General features: G+C 65.5%; 17 protein-coding genes and 1 pseudogene. 7 read left to right on the top strand and 11 right to left on the bottom strand.

Annotated elements, in window-relative coordinates; all coding sequences use genetic code 11:
• The first annotated feature begins 33 nt into the window (after positions 1 to 33).
• Genes HG262_RS14290 through HG262_RS14275 form a run of 4 tightly spaced genes read left to right on the top strand, consistent with a single transcriptional unit; the run spans position 34 to position 4,421 of the window.
• Complete coding sequence (locus HG262_RS14290; RefSeq protein WP_169271651.1) at positions 34 to 1,746, top strand: iron ABC transporter permease; 1,713 nt, start codon at positions 34 to 36, stop codon at positions 1,744 to 1,746.
• The gene (locus HG262_RS14285) at positions 1,743 to 2,828 is read left to right on the top strand and encodes an ABC transporter ATP-binding protein (protein ID WP_169271650.1); all 1,086 of its coding nucleotides are present in this window, start codon (positions 1,743 to 1,745) and stop codon (positions 2,826 to 2,828) included. The genes HG262_RS14290 and HG262_RS14285 overlap by 4 nt, the downstream gene beginning before the upstream one ends.
• 10 nt (positions 2,829 to 2,838) lie before the next feature.
• On the top strand, positions 2,839 to 3,747 hold the full coding sequence (locus tag HG262_RS14280; RefSeq protein ID WP_169271649.1) for a LysR family transcriptional regulator: 909 nt from the start codon (positions 2,839 to 2,841) through the stop codon (positions 3,745 to 3,747).
• A gap of 29 nt (positions 3,748 to 3,776) precedes the next feature.
• Positions 3,777 to 4,421 (top strand): histidine phosphatase family protein, encoded by a 645-nt coding sequence (locus HG262_RS14275; RefSeq protein WP_169271648.1) that lies wholly within the window; start codon positions 3,777 to 3,779, stop codon positions 4,419 to 4,421.
• A 30-nt stretch (positions 4,422 to 4,451) separates the two neighbouring features.
• On the opposite strand, the gene HG262_RS14270 is transcribed toward HG262_RS14275, so the two are convergent.
• The 3 genes from HG262_RS14270 to carA all read right to left on the bottom strand — a co-directional run bounded on the left by HG262_RS14270 (position 4,452) and on the right by carA (position 9,742).
• A complete protein-coding gene (locus HG262_RS14270) occupies positions 4,452 to 5,216 on the bottom strand; it encodes an SDR family oxidoreductase (protein ID WP_169271647.1) in 765 nt (254 codons plus the stop codon).
• A 118-nt stretch (positions 5,217 to 5,334) separates the two neighbouring features.
• Entirely contained in the window at positions 5,335 to 8,577 is a 3,243-nt protein-coding gene (carB, locus tag HG262_RS14265) for a carbamoyl-phosphate synthase large subunit (RefSeq protein ID WP_169271646.1), read from the bottom strand.
• Positions 8,578 to 8,587: 10 nt separating this feature from the next.
• A complete protein-coding gene (gene carA / locus HG262_RS14260; protein WP_169271645.1) occupies positions 8,588 to 9,742 on the bottom strand; it encodes a glutamine-hydrolyzing carbamoyl-phosphate synthase small subunit in 1,155 nt (384 codons plus the stop codon).
• A gap of 237 nt (positions 9,743 to 9,979) precedes the next feature.
• On the opposite strand from carA, the gene tal reads away from it, so the two are divergent.
• Positions 9,980 to 10,933 (top strand): transaldolase, encoded by a 954-nt coding sequence (gene tal / locus HG262_RS14255; RefSeq protein ID WP_169271644.1) that lies wholly within the window; start codon positions 9,980 to 9,982, stop codon positions 10,931 to 10,933.
• Positions 10,934 to 10,991: 58 nt separating this feature from the next.
• Here the strand turns inward: tal and HG262_RS14250 are convergent, their stop codons facing one another.
• Positions 10,992 to 11,519, bottom strand: a complete 528-nt coding sequence (locus HG262_RS14250) for a carboxymuconolactone decarboxylase family protein (RefSeq protein WP_169271643.1) — start codon at positions 11,517 to 11,519, stop codon at positions 10,992 to 10,994.
• A 273-nt stretch (positions 11,520 to 11,792) separates the two neighbouring features.
• Here HG262_RS14250 and HG262_RS14245 point away from each other — a divergent pair, with 273 nt between their 5' ends.
• Both HG262_RS14245 and HG262_RS14240 read left to right on the top strand, forming a co-directional pair.
• Positions 11,793 to 12,149 (top strand): response regulator, encoded by a 357-nt coding sequence (locus HG262_RS14245; protein WP_348984392.1) that lies wholly within the window; start codon positions 11,793 to 11,795, stop codon positions 12,147 to 12,149.
• A gap of 14 nt (positions 12,150 to 12,163) precedes the next feature.
• A complete protein-coding gene (locus tag HG262_RS14240) occupies positions 12,164 to 12,808 on the top strand; it encodes a hypothetical protein (RefSeq protein WP_169271641.1) in 645 nt (214 codons plus the stop codon).
• A 55-nt stretch (positions 12,809 to 12,863) separates the two neighbouring features.
• Here HG262_RS14240 and HG262_RS14235 read toward each other — a convergent pair whose 3' ends face one another.
• The 7 genes and pseudogenes from HG262_RS14235 to HG262_RS14205 all read right to left on the bottom strand — a co-directional run.
• Entirely contained in the window at positions 12,864 to 13,658 is a 795-nt protein-coding gene (locus tag HG262_RS14235) for an ABC transporter permease (protein WP_169271640.1), read from the bottom strand.
• Positions 13,659 to 13,661: 3 nt separating this feature from the next.
• Positions 13,662 to 14,471, bottom strand: a complete 810-nt coding sequence (locus HG262_RS14230) for an ABC transporter ATP-binding protein (protein WP_169271639.1) — start codon at positions 14,469 to 14,471, stop codon at positions 13,662 to 13,664.
• Positions 14,464 to 15,504 (bottom strand): ABC transporter substrate-binding protein, encoded by a 1,041-nt coding sequence (locus HG262_RS14225; RefSeq protein ID WP_169271638.1) that lies wholly within the window; start codon positions 15,502 to 15,504, stop codon positions 14,464 to 14,466. The genes HG262_RS14230 and HG262_RS14225 overlap by 8 nt, the downstream gene beginning before the upstream one ends.
• Before the next feature lie 11 nt (positions 15,505 to 15,515).
• Positions 15,516 to 16,775, bottom strand: coding sequence for a CoA transferase (locus tag HG262_RS14220; protein WP_169271637.1), 1,260 nt, complete (start codon positions 16,773 to 16,775; stop codon positions 15,516 to 15,518).
• A 71-nt stretch (positions 16,776 to 16,846) separates the two neighbouring features.
• Complete coding sequence (gene recR / locus HG262_RS14215; RefSeq protein WP_169271636.1) at positions 16,847 to 17,455, bottom strand: recombination mediator RecR; 609 nt, start codon at positions 17,453 to 17,455, stop codon at positions 16,847 to 16,849.
• A gap of 21 nt (positions 17,456 to 17,476) precedes the next feature.
• Entirely contained in the window at positions 17,477 to 17,803 is a 327-nt protein-coding gene (locus HG262_RS14210; RefSeq protein ID WP_006221090.1) for a YbaB/EbfC family nucleoid-associated protein, read from the bottom strand.
• 44 nt (positions 17,804 to 17,847) lie between these two features.
• Positions 17,848 to 18,529: pseudogene (locus tag HG262_RS14205) on the bottom strand (DNA polymerase III subunit gamma/tau); the annotation flags it as partial.

Here is an 18,529-nt window from a genome sequence, read left to right as displayed (position 1 = left end):
CGCGGTCCCCTGGCAACGATTTCGGGAATCTCGATGAATTCTTCGGGCCACTCACGCCTGCCCGCCGGCCCCGTATTGACGGCGCTGCTGGTATTCGGCTTCTTGCTGCTTTTCCTGGCTGTGCCCGTAGGCACGGTGTTCTACAGCGCCTTCGTGAATGCCGACGGCAGCCTCACGATGGGCCACTTCGGCGCGTTCTTCAATCAGCCGTTGATGAAGGAAGCCTTCTTCAACAGCCTGTACGTGGCGGGATGGTCGGCGCTACTGGCGTCGCTGATCGCCGTGCCGCTGGCGTACTTCACCGTGCGTTTCGACTTCCGGGGCGCGCTCATCATCCAGACGCTGGGCGTGCTGCCGCTGATCATGCCGCCCTTCGTGGGCGCGGTGGCCATGCAGCTGATCTTCGGCCGGTCGGGCAGCGTCAACCTGCTGCTGAACGACTGGTTCGGGTTCACGATCCCGTTCATGGAGGGCTTGAACGGCGTCATTTTCGTGGAAGCGCTGCACTACTTTCCGTTCATCCTGATGAACCTGGTGGTGGCGTTGCGCAACATCGACGGCGCCATGGAGGAAGCGGCTTTCAACCTGGGCTCGCGCGGGTTCCGATTGTTCCGCCGCGTGATTTTCCCGTTGGCGCTGCCGGGCTACGTGGCCGGCACCTCGCTGGTGTTCGTCAAGGTGTTCGACGACCTGGGCACGCCGCTGGTGCTGGGCACGACCAACATGCTGGCCCCGCAAGCCTATCTGCGCATCACGCAGGTCGGGCTGGAGGACCCCCTGGGCTACGTGATCAGCGTAATCATGATCGCGTTCTCAATCCTGGCGCTATGGCTGTCGGCGCGCGTGCTTAAGGGACGAGACTATTCCACGCTGCAAAAGGGCGGCAACAGCATCCAGAAGCGCAAGCTGGGTCCAATGGAAAGCGTGCTGGCCTATGGATGGATCATCCTGGTGCTGCTGCTGGTGCTGTCGCCGCACATGGGCGTGCTGCTGCTGTCGCTTGCCAGCGTCTGGAGTTTCGCGCCGCTGCCCGACGGCTACACGCTGGCCCATTACTCAGCGGTGTTCTCCGAGTCCCAGGGCATGATCGCCAACACCCTGCTCTATTGCGGCCTGGCCGCAGGCGTGGACGTCATCCTCGGCACCGCCATCGCCTACCTGATGCTGCGCACCCGGCTGCCGGCGCGCCAGTGGCTGGACTTCATGGCCTCGGCGGCGCTGGCGATCCCCGGCATCGTGCTGGCCATCGGCTTTTTGCGCACCTTCCGCGGTATCGAGCTGCCCGGCACCGGCACCTTGCTCACCTCGTCGTGGATCATCATCATGATCGCGTATTCGGTCCGGCGGCTGCCCTACGCGCTGCGTTCCTGCGTCGCGTCGCTGCAGCAGATCAACGTCTCGCTGGAGGAAGCGGCGCAATCGCTGGGCGCCACCCGGATGAGCACGATACGGCGCGTGGTGGTGCCGTTGATGGCCGGTGGCATGCTGGCGGGCTTCGTGACCAGCTTCGTGACCGCGGCGGTGGAGCTATCGGCCACCATCATGCTTGTCACCAAAGACAGCCAGGCGCCCATGAGCTACGGCATCTATCTGTATATGCAAAGCGCGGCCGGCCGGGGCCCCGGCGCCGCACTGGGCGTGCTGGCGGTGGCCGCGGTGGCCATCGGCACCTATGTATCGCACTTGCTGGTGGAGCGCGCGCAGTCGCGTCAGCGTCCGGCACGCAATGAAGGGGAATCCGCATGAAGAAAGTCAGCGTCGAATGCCGCAACATCCGCCTGTCTTATGGCAAGACGGAAGTGCTGAAGGATGTGAACATCAACATCGAGCCCGGCGAGTTCTTCGCCCTGCTGGGGCCGTCGGGGTCGGGAAAATCCACGCTGCTGCGGCTGATCGCCGGTTTCAACCGCCACAGCGCAGGACAATTGCTGGTGGACGGCAAGGACATCAGCGGCACGCCCCCCTGGAACCGCAACATCGGCATGGTGTTCCAGAACTATGCGCTGTGGCCGCACATGACGGTGTGGGACAACGTGGCTTTCGGCCTGGTGGAGCGCAAGCTCCCGAAGGCGGAGATCCGCGCCAAGGTGGAAGCGGCGCTGGAGCTCGTGGGCCTGTCGCAATACGGCAAGCGGCGCCCCAACCAGCTGTCGGGCGGCCAACAGCAGCGCGTGGCGCTGGCCCGCACCATCGTCATCGAACCGCAGGTGCTGCTGCTGGACGAACCGCTGTCCAACCTGGACAAGAAGCTGCGCGTGCAGATGCGCCAGGACTTGCTGAGCCTGCAGCGCCGCCTGGGCATCACCACCATCTTCGTCACGCACGACCAGGAAGAAGCCATGACCACGGCCGACCGGATGGCCGTGCTGGACCACGGCGTGGTGCAGCAGATCGGCACGCCCAGCACCCTGTTCGACTATCCGGTGAATCGTTTCGTGGCCAACTTCGTGGGCACAATGAACGTGCTGGAGGGCGACGTGCGCGAACGCACCAGCGGCAGCGTGGTGCTGGCGGTGGAAGGCATCGGCGACCTGCATTTGCCCCTGACGGCCGAGGCGCCGGCAGCCTCGCGGCTGGCGGCCAGCTTCCGGCCTCACACGGTGCAGATCGAAATGGCTGACGGCCTGGGCGACGCGCGCTACGTCTGGCTGCCGGGCATTGTCGAAAGCAGCGAATTCCTGGGAGAATTCACGCGCTACCAGGTGCTGATCGGCGAACAACGCCTGACGGCCGATCAGTCGCATCTGGCGGGGCTGTCCCCCTTCCCGGCCGGTGCGCCGGTGTCGATCGGGCTGGAACCCACCCAGGTCCGGCTGCTCGCGGCCTAAACTGGCGGCCATGGAAATCTATCAGATCCGCGCCTTCGTCACGGTCGCCCGCCTGGGCAACCTGACGAAAGCGGCCGAAGCGCTATCGCTGACGCAGCCCGCGGTCACCGCGCAGATCAAGGCGCTGGAGCAAAGCCTGGGCGTAGCGCTGTTCGACCGCAGTAGCGGCCGGCTCGCGCTGGCCAAGGCAGGCGAAGTGCTGTTGCCCACAGCGGAATCGCTGCTGGTGCTGGGCGCGCAACTCAAATCCGAAGCGCAGCAGCTACAAGGCAGCCTGCACGGCGTGGTGGAACTGGGCGTGCCCAGCGAAATGCCGGATTTCCTGCGCTTGGGCGAATTGGCGTCGGCCGTCAACCAGCGGCTGCCGCTGGTGGAACTGAAGACCCAGACGCTGCCCGCCGCCACGCTGGCCGAGCAGGTCAGCACGGGCCGGCTGCCGGCCGCGCTGACCATTGCCGCCAATCCGCCGCGCGGCGTGCTGTGGCTGCCGTTACGCAGCGTGCGCTACCGCATCGCCATGCCGAGAGAGCACGCCGCGGTGCTCAAGCGCGGCGGCTGGCGGGAAGTGGCGCAATTGCCTTGGCTGGACGGCCCGTCCGGCTGCCATACCCACCTGCTGCTGCGCGACATGTTCGAACGCCACGGCCTGTCGCCGCGCATCGTCATGCAGCACGACGACCAGGCCAACCTGGATGCGCTGGTGCGCGCGGGCGCGGGCTGCGCGCTGCTGCGCGAGGAAACCGCACTGGCGGGCGCGGCCTCCAATGATTTCATCGTGTGGGGCCAGGCCCGCGTGGACGCCATGCTAGGCTTCATCCTGCCGTATGAGCGCGCTAGCGAGCCCGCGCTGGTCGCGTTAAGCTCGATCATTCAAACCATCTGGAAGCCGCGCGCGACCATCGCGCCGGCCCAGCTCTAAGCCTTACTCCCCGCATCACGACACCCCCAATGACTGAAATCTGGTTCATCCGCCATGGCGAAACCGACTGGAACCGCCAGCGCCGCCTGCAAGGCTGGAAAGACATCCCCCTGAACGAATTTGGCATCAACCAGGCCAGCCTGTTGGCGGCGCGCCTGCGCGAAGAAGTCCGCCACACGCCGATCCACGCCATCTACAGCAGCGACCTGCAACGCGCCCACGCCACCGCCGTGCCCGTGTCCGAACAGTTGGGCCTGCGCGTGCGCGTGGAACCCGGCATCCGCGAGCGGGGCTTCGGCGTGCTGGAAGGCCTGGACCACGAACGCATTGACGTGCAGGCCCCGGAGGCAGCGGCCGCCTGGAAAAGCCGTGACCCGCTCCGCCCCCTGGATGGCGGCGAAACGCTCGGCCAGTTCCAGTCGCGCGTGATCTCCACGGTGGACGACATCGCCAGCCGCCACGACGGCGAACGCATCCTGCTGTTCACGCACGGCGGCGTGCTGGACATCATCTGGCGCCATGCGTCGGGCGTGCCGCTGAACGCGCCGCGCGACGCGGCGCTGCTTAACGTCAGCATCAACCGTGTCGGCGTGCAAGGCCGCAAATGGGAAGTGCTGGACTGGGGCGACGTGGGGCATGTGGCCGACGAAGTCGGCGACGACGTGGTGCCATAGGCGGCAGCCACTGCAAGCGCGAGGCGGAACCTACCCCGCTTTGCGCGGCTTGCGCGGCGCGTTGCGCGCAAGCCTGTCATACACCGCGTTGGGCAACAGGCGCATCAGCTTGGCCACCACGCCCATCTGCCACGGAATCACGGTATACGACGTGCCGCGCTCGATCGCGGCATGCGCGCGTTGCGCAAAGGCATCCGCTTCCATCAGGAAGGGCATCGAATACGGATTCTTCGCCGTCATGGCGGTCTTGATGTAGCCGGGCGCGATCGTCACGACCCGGATGCCATCGGCCGCCAGTTCCAGCCGCAAGCTCTCGCAATAGGTCACCACGGCGGATTTGGACGCGCTGTAGGCGCCCGCGCCCGGCAGGCCGCGCACGCCGGCCACGCTGGCGATGCCCACCAGCCGTCCGGCGCCCGCCGCGCGCATGGCGCCCACGAACGGCTCGAAGGTGGCGACGGTGGCCAGCAGATTGGTGTCGACGATGGCCTTGAACACGTCATAGTCTTCGCCATGCTCGGTCAGCGTGCCCGCGCTGATGCCGGCGCTGGCGATGACCACGTCCACCCTGCCCTGGCAGAACGCGATGAAATCGGATGCGGCCGCGTGCAGGGCCGCGCGGTCGCGCACATCCACGGCATAGCAACGGTGTTCACCGGGCAGGCTGTCGGCCAGCTCGCGCAACGCATCTTCGCGCCGCCCAAGCAGGCCCAGCGTGGCGCCGGATGCGGCGTACTGCTGCGCCAGGGCGCGGCCCAGGCCGCTGCTGGCGCCGGTAATGAAGACTCGATTCATGGATTGCCGTAAGCAGAGATGAAAAAGGGGCGACCCTCTTTGACAAGGGCCGCCCCGGCATCCTACATCAAGCGTGCGCGGCTGGCTTCAGGCCGCGCGCCCGCTTGGCGCTTTCGTTTCAGTTCTTCAACAGCGATGCGTGCAGATCCTGCAACGGGTACACCTGCAGGCCGAGGCCTTGACGCAGGTACTGCATGCCTTCGACCGCGGCGCGGGCGCCGGCGATGGTGGTGAAGAAGGTGACGCGAGCCGCCAGCGACTGGGTACGGATGGTGCGCGAATCAACAATGGCGTTGCGACGCTCTTCGACGGTGTTGATGACCAGCGCGATTTCGCCGTTCTTCACCATGTCGACGATGTGCGGGCGGCCTTCGGTGACCTTGTTGACTACCTGCACCGGGATGCCGGCGGCTTCGATCTCGGCGGCCGTGCCACGTGTGGCAACCAGCTTGAAGCCCAAGGCATGCAGACCACGCGCCACTTCCACGGCGCGGGGCTTGTCCTGATTCTTCACGCTGATGAACACCGTGCCGGATTCCGGCAGACGCACGCCGGCAGCCAGCTGCGACTTCACGAAGGCCTCGCCGAAGCTCATGCCCACGCCCATCACTTCGCCGGTCGACTTCATTTCCGGACCGAGGATGGTGTCCACGCCCGGGAACTTCACGAACGGGAACACGGCTTCCTTGACCGAGAAGTAAGGCGGCACGACTTCCTTCGTGATGCCTTGTGCAGCCAGCGTCTGGCCGGCCATGGCGCGCGCGGCGATCTTGGCCAGTTGCAGGCCGGTGGCCTTGGACACGTAGGGCACCGTGCGCGATGCACGCGGATTCACTTCCAGCACGTAGACATCGCCACCCTGGATCGCGAACTGCACGTTCATCAGGCCGCTGACGTTCAAGGCCTTGGCCATCATCGTGGTCTGGCGCTTGATCTCGGCGATGACTTCCGCCGACAGCGAGTAAGGCGGCAGGCTGCAAGCCGAATCGCCCGAGTGCACGCCGGCCTGCTCGATGTGTTCCATGACGCCGCCGATGAAGACGGTTTCGCCGTCGGCCAGGCAGTCCACGTCCACTTCAGTGGCGTTGTTCAGGAAACGGTCCAGCAGCACGGGCGAGTCATTGCTGACCTTCACGGCCTCGCGCATGTAGCGCTCGAGGTCTTGCTGCTCGTGCACGATTTCCATGGCGCGGCCGCCCAGCACGTAGCTGGGGCGGACGACCAGCGGGTAGCCGATTTCGGTGGCATGGGCCAGGGCCTCGCCTTCGGTGCGCGCGGTGCGGTTGGGCGGCTGGCGCAGGCCAAGCTTGTTCAACAGCTTCTGGAAACGCTCGCGGTCTTCGGCGACGTCGATGGATTCCGGGCTGGTGCCGATGATCGGCACGCCGTTGGCTTCCAGGGCGCGCGCCAGCTTCAACGGGGTCTGGCCGCCGTACTGGACGATCATGCCGACCGGGTTTTCCTTGTGGACGATTTCCAGCACGTCTTCCAAGGTCAGCGGTTCGAAGTACAGGCGGTCCGACGTGTCGTAGTCGGTGGACACGGTTTCCGGGTTGCAGTTGACCATGATGGTCTCGTACCCGTCTTCACGCAGCGCCAGCGCGGCATGCACGCAGCAGTAGTCGAATTCGATACCCTGGCCGATCCGGTTCGGGCCGCCGCCCAGCACCACGATCTTCTTGCGATCGGTGGGCGCGGATTCGCACTCTTCCTCGTACGTGGAGTACATGTAGGCGGTGCGGGTGGCGAATTCGGCGGCGCAGGTGTCGACGCGCTTGTAGACCGGGCGCACGTTCAGTTGGTGACGCAGCTTGCGCACCTCGGATTCAGCGGAATCCAGCAGGAACGCCAGGCGGCGGTCGGAGAAACCGCGGCGCTTCAGTTCCCACAGGGTGGCGTAATCCAGGTCGGCCAGCGTCTTTTGTTCCAGCGCCAGTTCGATGTCGACGATTTCCTTGATCTGCGACAGGAACCACGGGTCGATGTGCGTGATGTTGTGCACTTCGTCCAGCGTGAAGCCTTGCGCGAAGGCGTCGCCCACGTACCAGATGCGTTCCGGACCGGGCTCGCCCAGTTCGACTTGCAGCTTTTCGCGGTCGGTCGTCTTCTGGTTCAGGCCGTCGACGCCGACTTCCAGGCCACGCAGCGCCTTCTGGAACGACTCCTGGAAGGTGCGGCCGATGGCCATGACTTCACCCACGGACTTCATCTGGGTGGTCAGGCGCGCGTCGGCGGTGGGGAATTTCTCGAACGCGAAACGCGGCACCTTGGTGACGACGTAGTCGATCGACGGTTCGAACGAAGCGGGCGTTGCGCCGCCGGTGATTTCGTTCTTGAGCTCGTCCAGCGTGTAGCCCACGGCCAGGCGCGCGGCGACCTTGGCGATGGGGAAGCCAGTGGCCTTGGAGGCCAGCGCCGACGAACGCGACACGCGCGGGTTCATCTCGATGACGATCATGCGGCCGTCGCGCGGGTTGACCGCGAACTGCACGTTCGAACCGCCCGTATCCACGCCGATCTCGCGCAACACCGCGATCGATGCGTTACGCATGATCTGGTATTCCTTGTCGGTCAGCGTCTGGGCCGGCGCCACGGTGATCGAGTCACCGGTGTGCACGCCCATCGGGTCCAGGTTTTCGATCGAGCAGACGATGATGCAGTTGTCCGCCTTGTCGCGGACCACTTCCATCTCGAATTCCTTCCAGCCCAACAGCGACTCTTCGATCAGCAATTCGCTGGTGGGCGACGCTTCCAGGCCACGGCGGCAGATGGTTTCGAATTCTTCGGCGTTGTAGGCGATGCCGCCACCCGAACCACCCATCGTGAAGCTGGGGCGGATCACGGCCGGGAAGCCCGAGGTGCCGACTTCGGCCGCGATGCGGCGCTGCACTTCCCAGGCTTCGTCCATGCTGTGGGCAACGCCCGACTTGGCCGATTCCAGGCCGATGTCGGTCATGGCCTGCTTGAACTTCTGGCGGTCTTCGGCCTTTTCGATGGCGTGCTCGTTGGCGCCGATCAGCTCCACGTTGTGCTTCTTCAGCACGCCGTGGTGGGCCAGGTCCAGCGCGCAGTTCAGCGCGGTCTGGCCGCCCATGGTCGGCAACAGCGCATCGGGCTTTTCACGCTCGATGATCTTTTCGACGGCTTGCCAGGTGATGGGCTCGATGTAGGTGACGTCGGCCGTTTCCGGGTCCGTCATGATCGTGGCCGGGTTGCTGTTCACCAGAATGGTGCGGTAACCCTCGGCCTTGAGCGCCTTGCAAGCCTGTGCGCCGGAATAGTCGAATTCGCAGGCCTGCCCGATGATGATGGGGCCGGCGCCGATGATGAGTATGCTTTTTAGGTCTGTACGCTTGGGCATGATGCAATCTTTACTTTTGGCCGGACATCAGGGCGATGAACTTGTCGAACAGTTCAAGGATGTCGTGCGGACCCGGGCTGGCTTCGGGGTGCCCCTGGAAGCAGAAGGCCGGGCGATCGGTGAGCTCGAAACCCTGCAAGGTGCCGTCGAACAGCGACACGTGCGTCACGCGCGCATTGGCCGGCAGGCTGGCGGCGTCGACCGCGAAGCCGTGGTTCTGGCTCGTGATGAACACGCGCTTGGACTGGAGGTCCTGCACGGGGTGGTTCGCGCCGTGGTGGCCCGTCTTCATCTTGAGCGTCTTGCCGCCGACGGCCAGGCCCATGATCTGATGGCCCAGGCAGATGCCGAACACCGGCAGCTTCTTGTCCAGGAACGTGCGCGTGGCGGCGATGGCGTAGTCGCAAGGCTCGGGGTCGCCGGGGCCGTTGGACAGGAACACGCCGTCGGGATTGAGCTTCAGGACGTCTTCGGCGCTGGTTTCTGCCGGCACCAAGGTCAGCCGGCAACCGCGGTCGGCCAGCAGGCGCAGGATGTTGCTCTTGATGCCGAAGTCATAGGCGACGACGTGGAACTTGGACTGGTCGGGCTTGGCGAAACCTTCGCCCAGCTGCCAGGTGCCTTCGGTCCACTCGCTGCTGGTCTTGACCGACACTACGCGGGCCAGGTCCTGGCCGGCCATGCCGGCAAAGCCGCGGGCCAGTTCAACGGCGCGCTCGGCGTCGGCGCCGACGAAGATGCAGGCGCCCTGGGCGCCTTTTTCACGCAGGATGCGCGTGAGCTTGCGGGTGTCGATGCCGGAAATGGCGACGATGCCTTGCGCGGCCAGATAGTCGGGCAAGGACTGCGTGGAACGAAAGTTCGACACGCGGGCGGGACAGTCGCGGACCACCAATCCGGCGGCATAGACGCGATTGGCTTCCACGTCTTCGGCGTTGACGCCGGTGTTGCCAATGTGCGGATAGGTCAGCGTGACGATCTGACCGCTATAGCTGGGATCGGTGAGAATTTCCTGGTACCCGGTCATCGCGGTGTTGAACACCACTTCGGCAACGGTATGGCCAGGCGCACCGATCGACACGCCTCGAAAAATGGTACCGTCCGCCAGAGCCAGAATTGCAGGAGGGAAGCGGTTGATCCCCTCGGGAAAAAGTTGCGGCAGCACAGTAAACCCCGGTTTTAGAATCGATAATCAAACCTTCGGATTATACCTTGCGCTGGCGTTTTTCCCGGAGAACCGCGCCAAATAAGGCCGGAATCGGTGATTTCCCCCTTTTTCAGGCCACCGCGCGGCCTCCTCGCGCCCCCCCCTCCCAAGTCCGTTTGGCCGACAGCAAGGCGCGGGCGGCAGTGATACGCTAGGGAACCCTTCAACCCTTGCCGTCGTGAGCCGTATTTGTCCATGTCCAGCCAACTTGACGCCCTGCGCAATCACACCACCGTTGTCGCCGACACGGGGGATTTCGAAGCGATGAAGGCGTTGCGTCCCACTGACGCCACCACAAATCCGTCCCTGATTCTTAAAGCCGTTCAGCAGGACGCCTACCGCCCGCTGCTGGAGAAAACGGCACGCGACCACGGCGGCGCCTCGACGCCCGACTTGGTCGACCGTCTGCTGGTCGCTTTCGGCCGCGCCATCCTGAACATCGTGCCCGGGCGCGTCTCGACCGAGGTGGACGCCCGCCTGTCGTTCGACACCCGCGCCACCATCGAACGCGCCCGCGGCCTGATCGCCCTGTACGAGGCCGCCGGCGTGCCGCGCGAACGCGTGCTGATCAAGATTGCATCCACCTGGGAAGGCATTCAGGCCGCCCGCGCCCTGCAGGCGGAAGGGGTGCGCTGCAACCTGACCCTGCTGTTTTCGCTGCCCCAGGCCGTGGCCTGCGCCGATGCGAATGTGCAACTGATTTCGCCCTTCGTCGGCCGTATCTATGACTGGTACAAAAAAAGCGCGGGTGCAGCCTGGGTGGAAGCCGACAATGCCGGCGCGCGCGATCCTGGCGTGCTGTCCGTGACCCGCATCTACCGCTACTACAAGCAACATGGCATCGCCACCGAGATCATGGGCGCCAGCTTCCGCAACGCGGGACAGATCCTGGCGCTGTCGGGCTGCGACCTGTTGACGATCAGCCCTGACCTGCTGAACCAGCTGGCGGGCGCCGAAGGCGACGCGCCCGCGCAATTGCGCGCCGATGACACGGGCGAGCCCATCGCGCGCATCGGCTCGGACGAAATCAGCTTCCGCACCCTGCTCAACGACGACGCCATGGCGACCGAGAAGCTGTCCGAAGGCATCCGCCTGTTCGTGGCCGACGCGGTCAAACTGGACGCACTGATCGACGCGCAACGGCGTTAGGGCCCCAGCCAGCGGATAGGCGCGCGCCTTGCCGGCGCGCCCTTTTTCCGCCGGCGGCCTAGCGGTGGTCGTGCGAATGCACTTGCAGCGCTTCCAGGAAGCGCGACACCATGTTGTAAGCCGCGACGGTCGCGGTCAACTCCACGATGAGCTTTTCCGACCCCATCGCCGCCCGCGCCGCCTGGAACACCGGTTCCGGCACCTGCACCTGACGGGTCATCGCGTCGGTGTAGGCCAGCACCGCCTTTTCGCGTTCGCCGAACAGGGCCGAACTTTCCCAGGCGTCCAACGCGTCAAGCTGGGCTTGAGTAACGCCCTCTTTCAGCGCGATCGGCGCATGCTGGTCGGCCTCGTAAGGCGCGCCGTTGATCGCCGCCACCCGCATGATCACCAATTCGCGCAAGTCGCCCGGCAGCGTGCTCAGCTGGCGGATCGAGGTCAGGTAGTTCAACCAGCCGCCCGCAACCGCCGGGCTATGCAGCAGCATCTGGTACAGATGCAGGACGCTGCCGCGCTCCGCGACGATGCGATCGACCAGGGGACGTGCTTCGGGATGAGTCAAATCGGCGTAGGGCAGACGGGCCATGGGAACTCCATATCGGTGACAGGGCTGCAAATGCACACATTCGTACAATATATTTGACATAATGACAGGACATTGGCATCCCCGGTATATCGTCAGGCCATTCGCGCCACGTCTAGGGCCTGGGACGGCCCGGCACATCGCCGATCGGATCGTGCCCACCCATGACGGCGATATTTCGGAAGAATGCCGCGACAGTCTGGTCATTTTCACGGTGGCGCTGCCGCGCGGCCAGCGCGCCCCCCCTTGTTTTCTGGAGGTACCCTTTTGAACGACGTGCGCGCGATTCGCGTCCTGCTGGTTGACGATAACGAAATGGGCTCGGAGCTGCTTGCCGAATTCCTGGCGCTTTCCGGATTGGAAACGCGGTGCGCCGCCACCGGCGAGGCCGCCCTGGAACTGGCCGACAGTTTCGTCCCCGAAGCCGTGCTGGTGGATATCCTGCTGCCCGACATGGATGGCTACGAATTGGCCGCCAAGTTGCGCGCGCGCGGCAAGCCGGCCCGCATCTATGCGTTGAGCGGGCTTGCGCGCCAGGAACGACGCGATGACGCCGATGGCATGTTCAACGGCTGGATCGAAAAGCCCGCCGACCCCGACGCGCTGCTGGCCATCCTGCGCCAGACGCACTAGCGGTGACGCTTATCATGTCTACTTCCTTGCAAGCGCTGGCAGCCCACGGCGTGCGGCTGAAAGTGCTGGCCGAGGTCTTCCCCGTGCTGCGCCACGAGGTGGTCGGCCCGCTGTCCAACGCCACGCTGGCGACCGCGATGCTGCGCCAGACGCCCGAAGGCGCCAGTCCCGACGCCCTGCAACAACGCTGCCAGCGGCTGGCGGGCGACTTGACGGGCATGCTGGAAGACAGCGTCGCCGTCGTGCGCGAACTGGACCAATGGCTGGCGGATCAAGGCGCTGTAGCGTCGGCCGATGCATTGCTGCGGGAATGCCGCAAGCTGATGTTCTCGCATCTGCTGCTGTCCCGGCGCAGCGTCACCTGGTCCGAATCGGTCGCGTCGATCGAATTACCGACATTCGCCTCGCGCTATCTGCTGCTGGCGTGGCTGCTCTGCCTGCTGCCGGCGCTTCCGGCCGACGCGGAGCTGGCGCTGGATTTCTCCCAGGCGGATGCCTGGCATGCCCGATTTACCGCGGCGCCCGAATTTGCCGACGCAGAGCCTTCCGCCTTCGATCCGCAGGAAGTCGAACTTCTGGCGGCCGCATCGGGCTGGCGTCTGGAGCGTCAGACGCATTGCTGGTCGCTGCACCTGCCCGCCTCCACGCCCGACAAATAAGTGGCCGCCATGAAGCCCCCCGTTCACGAGGGGCTTCGATCAGGCAGGGCGAGGGTTACAGTTTTTCGGTTTCGCCTGATTTGGGCTGCCACTTCATCAGGCGCTTTTCGCCGATGCCGACGATGTAGTCCAGCACCAGCGCGAATGCCGTCAGCACAACGATGCCTGCGAACACCGTGTTCACGTCGAATGTGCCTTCCGCCTGCAGGATCAAGTAACCCACGCCGCTTGCCGAGCCCAGGTATTCCCCGACCACGGCACCCACGAAAGCCAGGCCCACGGACGTATGCAGGCTGGAGAACACCCAGCTGGTGGCTGACGGCAGATAGACGTGGCGCAACAACTGGCGCTTGCGCGCACCCAGCATGCGGGCGTTGTCCAACAAGGTCGGGCTGACTTCGCGCACGCCCTGGTAGACGTTGAAGAACACGATGAAGAACACCAGCGTGACTGCCAGCGCCACCTTGGACCAGATCCCCAGCCCGAACCACATCCCGAAGATCGGCGCCAGGATGACGCGCGGCATCGAGTTGGCGGCCTTGATGTAGGGGTCGAGGATGGCGCTTGCGCGCGGCGACAGTCCCAGCCACAGGCCGAAGCCCAGGCCGGCGATGGTGCCGATGAAGAACGCCAGCACGGTTTCGGTCAGGGTCACCCACAGGTGCGTGTAGATGTCCGCGTTGGTGATGAACCAGGCCCAGATGCGGCCCCAGACCTTCAGCGGCTCGCCGAAGAAGAACGCCACCTTGGAATCGCGCGATGCGAAATGCCAGACGCCCAGGATGACGACCAGCAGCAGCAGTTGCCAGAAGCGCAGGCTGGCGGAACCGGATTTGAATGACTTCGACATACCTTAGGCTCGCTTCTGTTGGGCATAGCCCTTGAGCACTTCTTCGCGCAGCACGGCCCAGATGGCCGTATGCAGTTCGACGAAACGCGGATGGGCGCGCACCTCGGCAACGTCGCGCGGGCGCGGCAGGTCGATGACGAACTCACCGATCGGATGTGTGCCCGGCCCGGCCGACAGCACGATCACGCGGTCGCTCATCGCAATGGCTTCGTCGAGGTCGTGCGTGATGAACAGCACGGCCTTGCGCTTGGCCATCCACAGCTCCAGCACCTCGTTTTCCATCAGCTGGCGCGTCTGGATGTCCAAGGCCGAGAACGGCTCGTCCATCAGGATGATGTCCGGATCGCGGATCAGCGTCTGGGCCAGCATGGCGCGCTTGCGCATGCCACCCGACATCTGGTGCGGATAGCGGCTTTCAAAGCCGCCCAGGCCCACGCGCCGCATCCACTCCCGGCCGCGCTCTAGCGCTTCCGGACGCGGCACGCCGGCGAAATCCAGGCCGGCCACCACGTTGTCCAGCGCGCTACGCCAGGGCAAGAGGGCTTCGCCCTGGAACATGTAGCCTGCGCGCGCGTTGATACCCGACAGGGGTTGGCCAAAGACCAACACCCGCCCCGACGACGGCGCCAGCAAACCGGCGCCGACGTTGAGCAGGGTGGATTTCCCGCAGCCGGTCGGCCCCACCACCGACACGAACTCCCCTGGCGCGATGGCCAGGGTCGTGTCGCTGACGGCGGTGTAGCGCTGTGACCGGTCGTCACGCGAAACAAAGGTGCAACTGATATTTTCCAGCGACAGCGCGGCTTCAGCCATTGGCATACTTCTCGTTGGCGCGGCGCGCGAAATCGTTGGTCCAGACCTTGGAGGGGTCGATCTTCGCGCCGTCGAAATCCGCCTGGTACGCGGCCAGCGCCTTCAACGCGGTGGCCGCGCCGTCTTCGGGGATCATGCCGTTGGGCGACAGGCCTTCCAGGCTCTTCGCGATGGCGGCCTTGTAGACCGCCGGGTCGCCCAGCAGGTAGGTTTCCGGCACGATCTTGGCGATCTCGTCGGGGCCCGCCTTCTGGATCCACTTGTCGGCACGGACCAGCGCATTGGCCAGGGCCTGTGTCGTGTTCGGGTTGGCGTCAATGAACGCCTGCGGCGCGTACAGGCAACCCGCCGGCATATTGCCGCCGAAGATGTCCTGGGTGTCCTTGAGGGTGCGCGTGTCGACGATGATCTGGATGTCGCCCGGCATCTCCAGCATCGACACCACGGGGTCGGTGTTGGAGATGGCGTCGATCTGACCGCTGCGCAACGCCGTCACGGCGCCTGCGCCGGCGCCCACGCCGATGATCGACACGTCGGAGGCCTTCAAGCCGTGCTTGGCCAGGAAGAAGCTGACCACCATGTTGGTGGACGAGCCCGGCGCCGTCACGCCGATCTTCTTGCCCTTGAGGTCGGCCGGGCCCTTGTAGTTGGGCAGGTTCTTCTTGGACACGCCCACGCCGATCATCGGCGCGCGGCCTTGCAGCACGAAGGCGCGGTACGCCTGGCCCTTGGATTGCATGGACAGCGTGTGCTCGAACGCGCCCGAGACCACGTCGGCGCTGCCGCCCACCACCGCCTGCAACGCCTTGGAACCGCCGGCGAAGTCGGCGATGCTGACGTCCAGGCCTTCGTCCTTGAAGTAGCCGCGGGCTTCCGCGATGGACAGGGGCAGGTAGTAGATCAGGGGCTTGCCGCCCACGGCGATCTGGACCTTGGTCTTTTCAAGCTTCTGAGCACGCACGATGGCGGGCGCCATGCCCATGACGCCGGCAGCGCCGGCCATCTTGAGCAAATCACGGCGGGTAACTGACATGTGGTTGTCTCCTAATTGTCGGGTTTACCGATAGCGCCGGTCTTCGCCAGCTCATCAATAGCCGCTGAATCATACCCCAGCGATTTCAGGACTTCCTCGGTATGTTCCCCTAATGCCGGGCCCACCCAGCGCGTCTGGCCAGGGGTCTCGGACAGCTTGGGAACCACCGCAGGCAGCTTGACGGGACTGCCGTCGGCGAAGTGGTGTTGTTCGATCATCCGGCGCGCCAGGAACTGGGGATCGCTGAACATGTCGGCCACGCTGTAGATCTTGCCGACGGGCACGTCCGCGCCTTTCAGCACGCCCAGCGCCTCGTCGATGCCGCGGCCGCCGCACCATTGCTGGATGGCGCCGTCGATCTCTTCGACCCGGCGCGCGCGGCCGTCGTTGCGCACCAGATCGGGGTCTTCGGCCAGGTCGTCCCGACCGATGGCGCGCATCAGCCGATGGAAGATCGCGTCGCCGTTGCCCGCGATGACGACGTTCTGGCCATCGCGCGTGGTGTAGGTGTTGGAGGGCACGATGCCCGGCAACGCGCCGCCCGTGCGCTCTCGCACCACGCCAGCCACGTCGTATTCGGGCACGAGACTTTCCATCATGTTGAACACGGCCTCGTACAAGGCCACGTCCACCATCTGCCCCTGCCCGGCCTGGCAGGCATCGCCCGACTTCCCGTTCCAGCGGCCACCCGTGGCGTCGCGATGGCGCAGCGCCATCATCGCGCCGATCACGCCGTGCAGCGCGGCGATGGAATCGCCGATGGAAATGCCCACCCGCAGCGGCGGCCGGTCGGGGTGGCCCGACACATAGCGCAGGCCGCCCATCGATTCGCCGATGGCGCCGAAGCCCGGCTGGTCTTTCATGGGGCCGGTCTGTCCGTAGCCCGACAGCCGCACCATGATCAGCGCGGGGTTGATGGCGCGCAGCTGTTCGAAACCCAGGCCCCATTTCTCCAGCACGCCCGGCCGGTAGTTTTCAACCACGACATCGGCGTCCAGCGCCAACTTGCGGGCAATCTCCTGGGCGCGCGGGTCTTTCAGGTTCAGGGCGATGGATTGCTTGTTGCGGGCCTGCACCGTCCACCAGAGCGAATTGCCCTCGTGCAGATGGCGCCAGCTGCGGATGGGGTCTCCGCCGCCGGTGCCATCAGGCCCGTGCGGCGTTTCGACCTTGATGACATCGGCGCCGAATTCGCCGAAGATGCGCGCGGCGAACGGGCCGGCGATGAGCGTGCCGAGTTCCAGGACCTTGAGTCCGGTCAGCGCTGACATGGTTTGTCTTCCTCACGGTTTTTTTTGCCGCGCCGGTACGTTGCCGGCTGGCTGTTGTCGTGCTGCGAGCCTCAGGTGGTCTTGCGCTCCATCAAGGCCCAGGCGATCGTGCCGGCATCCACGTATTCCAGTTCACTGCCGGCCGGCACGCCGCGCGCCAGGCGCGTCACGCGCAAGCCGCGTTCGCCCAGCGCTTCGCCCAGGAAGTGGGCGGTGGTCTCGCCTTCAGCGGTGAAGTTGGTGGCCAGGATGACTTCCTGCACCTGGCCGTCCGTCGCCCGCTTGATCACGCGGTCGAAGTCCAGCTCGCGCGGGCCGATGCCCTCAAGCGGCGCCACCCGGCCCATCAGCACGTAGTACAGGCCACGGTAGCCGTGGCTGGACTCGATCATGTTCTGGTCGGCCGGCGTTTCCACGATGCACAGGAGCGAGCGGTCGCGCTTGGGATTGGCGCAGGTGCCGCAGACCTCTTCTTCCGAAAAGCTGTTGCACCGCGCGCAATGCTTCAGATCCCGCACTGCGCCGGCCAGCGCCTGCCCCAGCATGTCCGCGCCTTGCGGGTCATGCTGCAGCAGGTGGTACGCCATGCGTCTGGCCGATCGGACGCCCACGCCGGGCAGGCGCCGCAGCGCCTCGATCAACGACACCAGCGGTTCGGGTTCAGGCAGTAAGGGATCCATTGCGGCCTAGGATCGTGCCAATCAGAACGGCAGCTTCATGCCCGGGGGCAGCGGCATGCCGGCGGTCACGCCCGCCATCTTTTCCTGGGACGTGGTTTCAGCCTTGCGCAGCGCGTCGTTGAACGCGGCGGCGACCAGGTCTTCGAGCATGTCCTTGTCGTCACCCAGCAGCGACGGATCGATCACGACGCGCTTGACGTCGTGACGGCAGGTCATGGTGACCTTGACCAGACCGCCGCCGGAGGCGCCTTCGACCAGGATCTCAGCCAGCGCATCTTGCGCCTTCTTCATGTTTTCCTGCATTTGCTGCGCCTGGCGCATCAGGCCGGCCAGTTGTCCTTTCATCATGATGGATGTTCCTTGAACGAGGGGAATAAGAGATGGCCGCCGCCTCAGGCAGCGGCCGGGGGATCAACGTGGCGGATGGAGCCAGGGACGACCTGGCCCCCGAAATCAGCCAACAGGGCTTGCACAAAAGGATCGACGGCCACGGCGTCTTCAGCGGCCTGCTGGCGCGCGGCGCGCTCGGCCTGCGCCACGGCATGCGCCGTGGCGTCGCCGGTGACGCCGACTTCCACGTCCAACCGGATGCTCTGCCCGAAATGTTCGCACAGGACCGTCTGCAGACGAACCCGGCTTTCGCTTTCAGCCAGCGTCTTGACGGCAACGCGCAGGACGATCGCGTCGCCCTGCACGCCGGCCCATTCGCTTTGGCGCGCCAGTTCCGCCGCCAGCCCGGTGACGGGCAGGCGAGCGGCCAGTTCGGGCCAGCCGGCGGACGTCATGTCCGCCATGCGGGCGCGCGATTGCCCCGAGCCCGCGCGCTTGCGCGCAGGGGCCGGGCCATCGCGCCGGGCCGGCGCGGCCGGAACCGGGGCGTTGGACGGCGCGCTGGCCAGGGTTTCGAATTCGTCGTCGTCCGGATCGGACGTGAAGCCGCCGTCCGGGACAAAGCCGCCTTCGGCTTCGAAGGGGATTTCTTCGTCGACCCAGGAAGGCGGGCCGCCCTCGGATTCGACTGGCGCGCTGGCCAGCACGGCCGCGACGGCGGGGGCGACGGCCAAGGCCGCGGAA

Origin of the sequence: Achromobacter sp. Bel, assembly GCF_012928505.1 — a bacterium.
Taxonomy (GTDB): domain Bacteria; phylum Pseudomonadota; class Gammaproteobacteria; order Burkholderiales; family Burkholderiaceae_B; genus Achromobacter.
This window is presented reverse-complemented; position numbering and strand designations above follow the sequence as displayed.

Bases quoted from the DNA above. Each gene is read 5' to 3' on its own strand.
- HG262_RS14290 (WP_169271651.1), top strand. From the start codon at position 34: ATGAATTCTTCGGGCCACTCACGCCTGCCCGCCGGCCCCGTATTGACG.
- HG262_RS14285 (WP_169271650.1), top strand. From the start codon at position 1,743: ATGAAGAAAGTCAGCGTCGAATGCCGCAACATCCGCCTGTCTTATGGC.
- HG262_RS14280 (WP_169271649.1), top strand. From the start codon at position 2,839: ATGGAAATCTATCAGATCCGCGCCTTCGTCACGGTCGCCCGCCTGGGC.
- HG262_RS14275 (WP_169271648.1), top strand. From the start codon at position 3,777: ATGACTGAAATCTGGTTCATCCGCCATGGCGAAACCGACTGGAACCGC.
- HG262_RS14270 (WP_169271647.1), bottom strand. From the start codon at position 5,216: ATGAATCGAGTCTTCATTACCGGCGCCAGCAGCGGCCTGGGCCGCGCC.
- carB (WP_169271646.1), bottom strand. From the start codon at position 8,577: ATGCCCAAGCGTACAGACCTAAAAAGCATACTCATCATCGGCGCCGGC.
- tal (WP_169271644.1), top strand. From the start codon at position 9,980: ATGTCCAGCCAACTTGACGCCCTGCGCAATCACACCACCGTTGTCGCC.
- HG262_RS14250 (WP_169271643.1), bottom strand. From the start codon at position 11,519: ATGGCCCGTCTGCCCTACGCCGATTTGACTCATCCCGAAGCACGTCCC.
- HG262_RS14240 (WP_169271641.1), top strand. From the start codon at position 12,164: ATGTCTACTTCCTTGCAAGCGCTGGCAGCCCACGGCGTGCGGCTGAAA.
- HG262_RS14235 (WP_169271640.1), bottom strand. From the start codon at position 13,658: ATGTCGAAGTCATTCAAATCCGGTTCCGCCAGCCTGCGCTTCTGGCAA.
- HG262_RS14230 (WP_169271639.1), bottom strand. From the start codon at position 14,471: ATGGCTGAAGCCGCGCTGTCGCTGGAAAATATCAGTTGCACCTTTGTT.
- HG262_RS14225 (WP_169271638.1), bottom strand. From the start codon at position 15,504: ATGTCAGTTACCCGCCGTGATTTGCTCAAGATGGCCGGCGCTGCCGGC.
- HG262_RS14220 (WP_169271637.1), bottom strand. From the start codon at position 16,775: ATGTCAGCGCTGACCGGACTCAAGGTCCTGGAACTCGGCACGCTCATC.
- recR (WP_169271636.1), bottom strand. From the start codon at position 17,455: ATGGATCCCTTACTGCCTGAACCCGAACCGCTGGTGTCGTTGATCGAG.
- HG262_RS14210 (WP_006221090.1), bottom strand. From the start codon at position 17,803: ATGATGAAAGGACAACTGGCCGGCCTGATGCGCCAGGCGCAGCAAATG.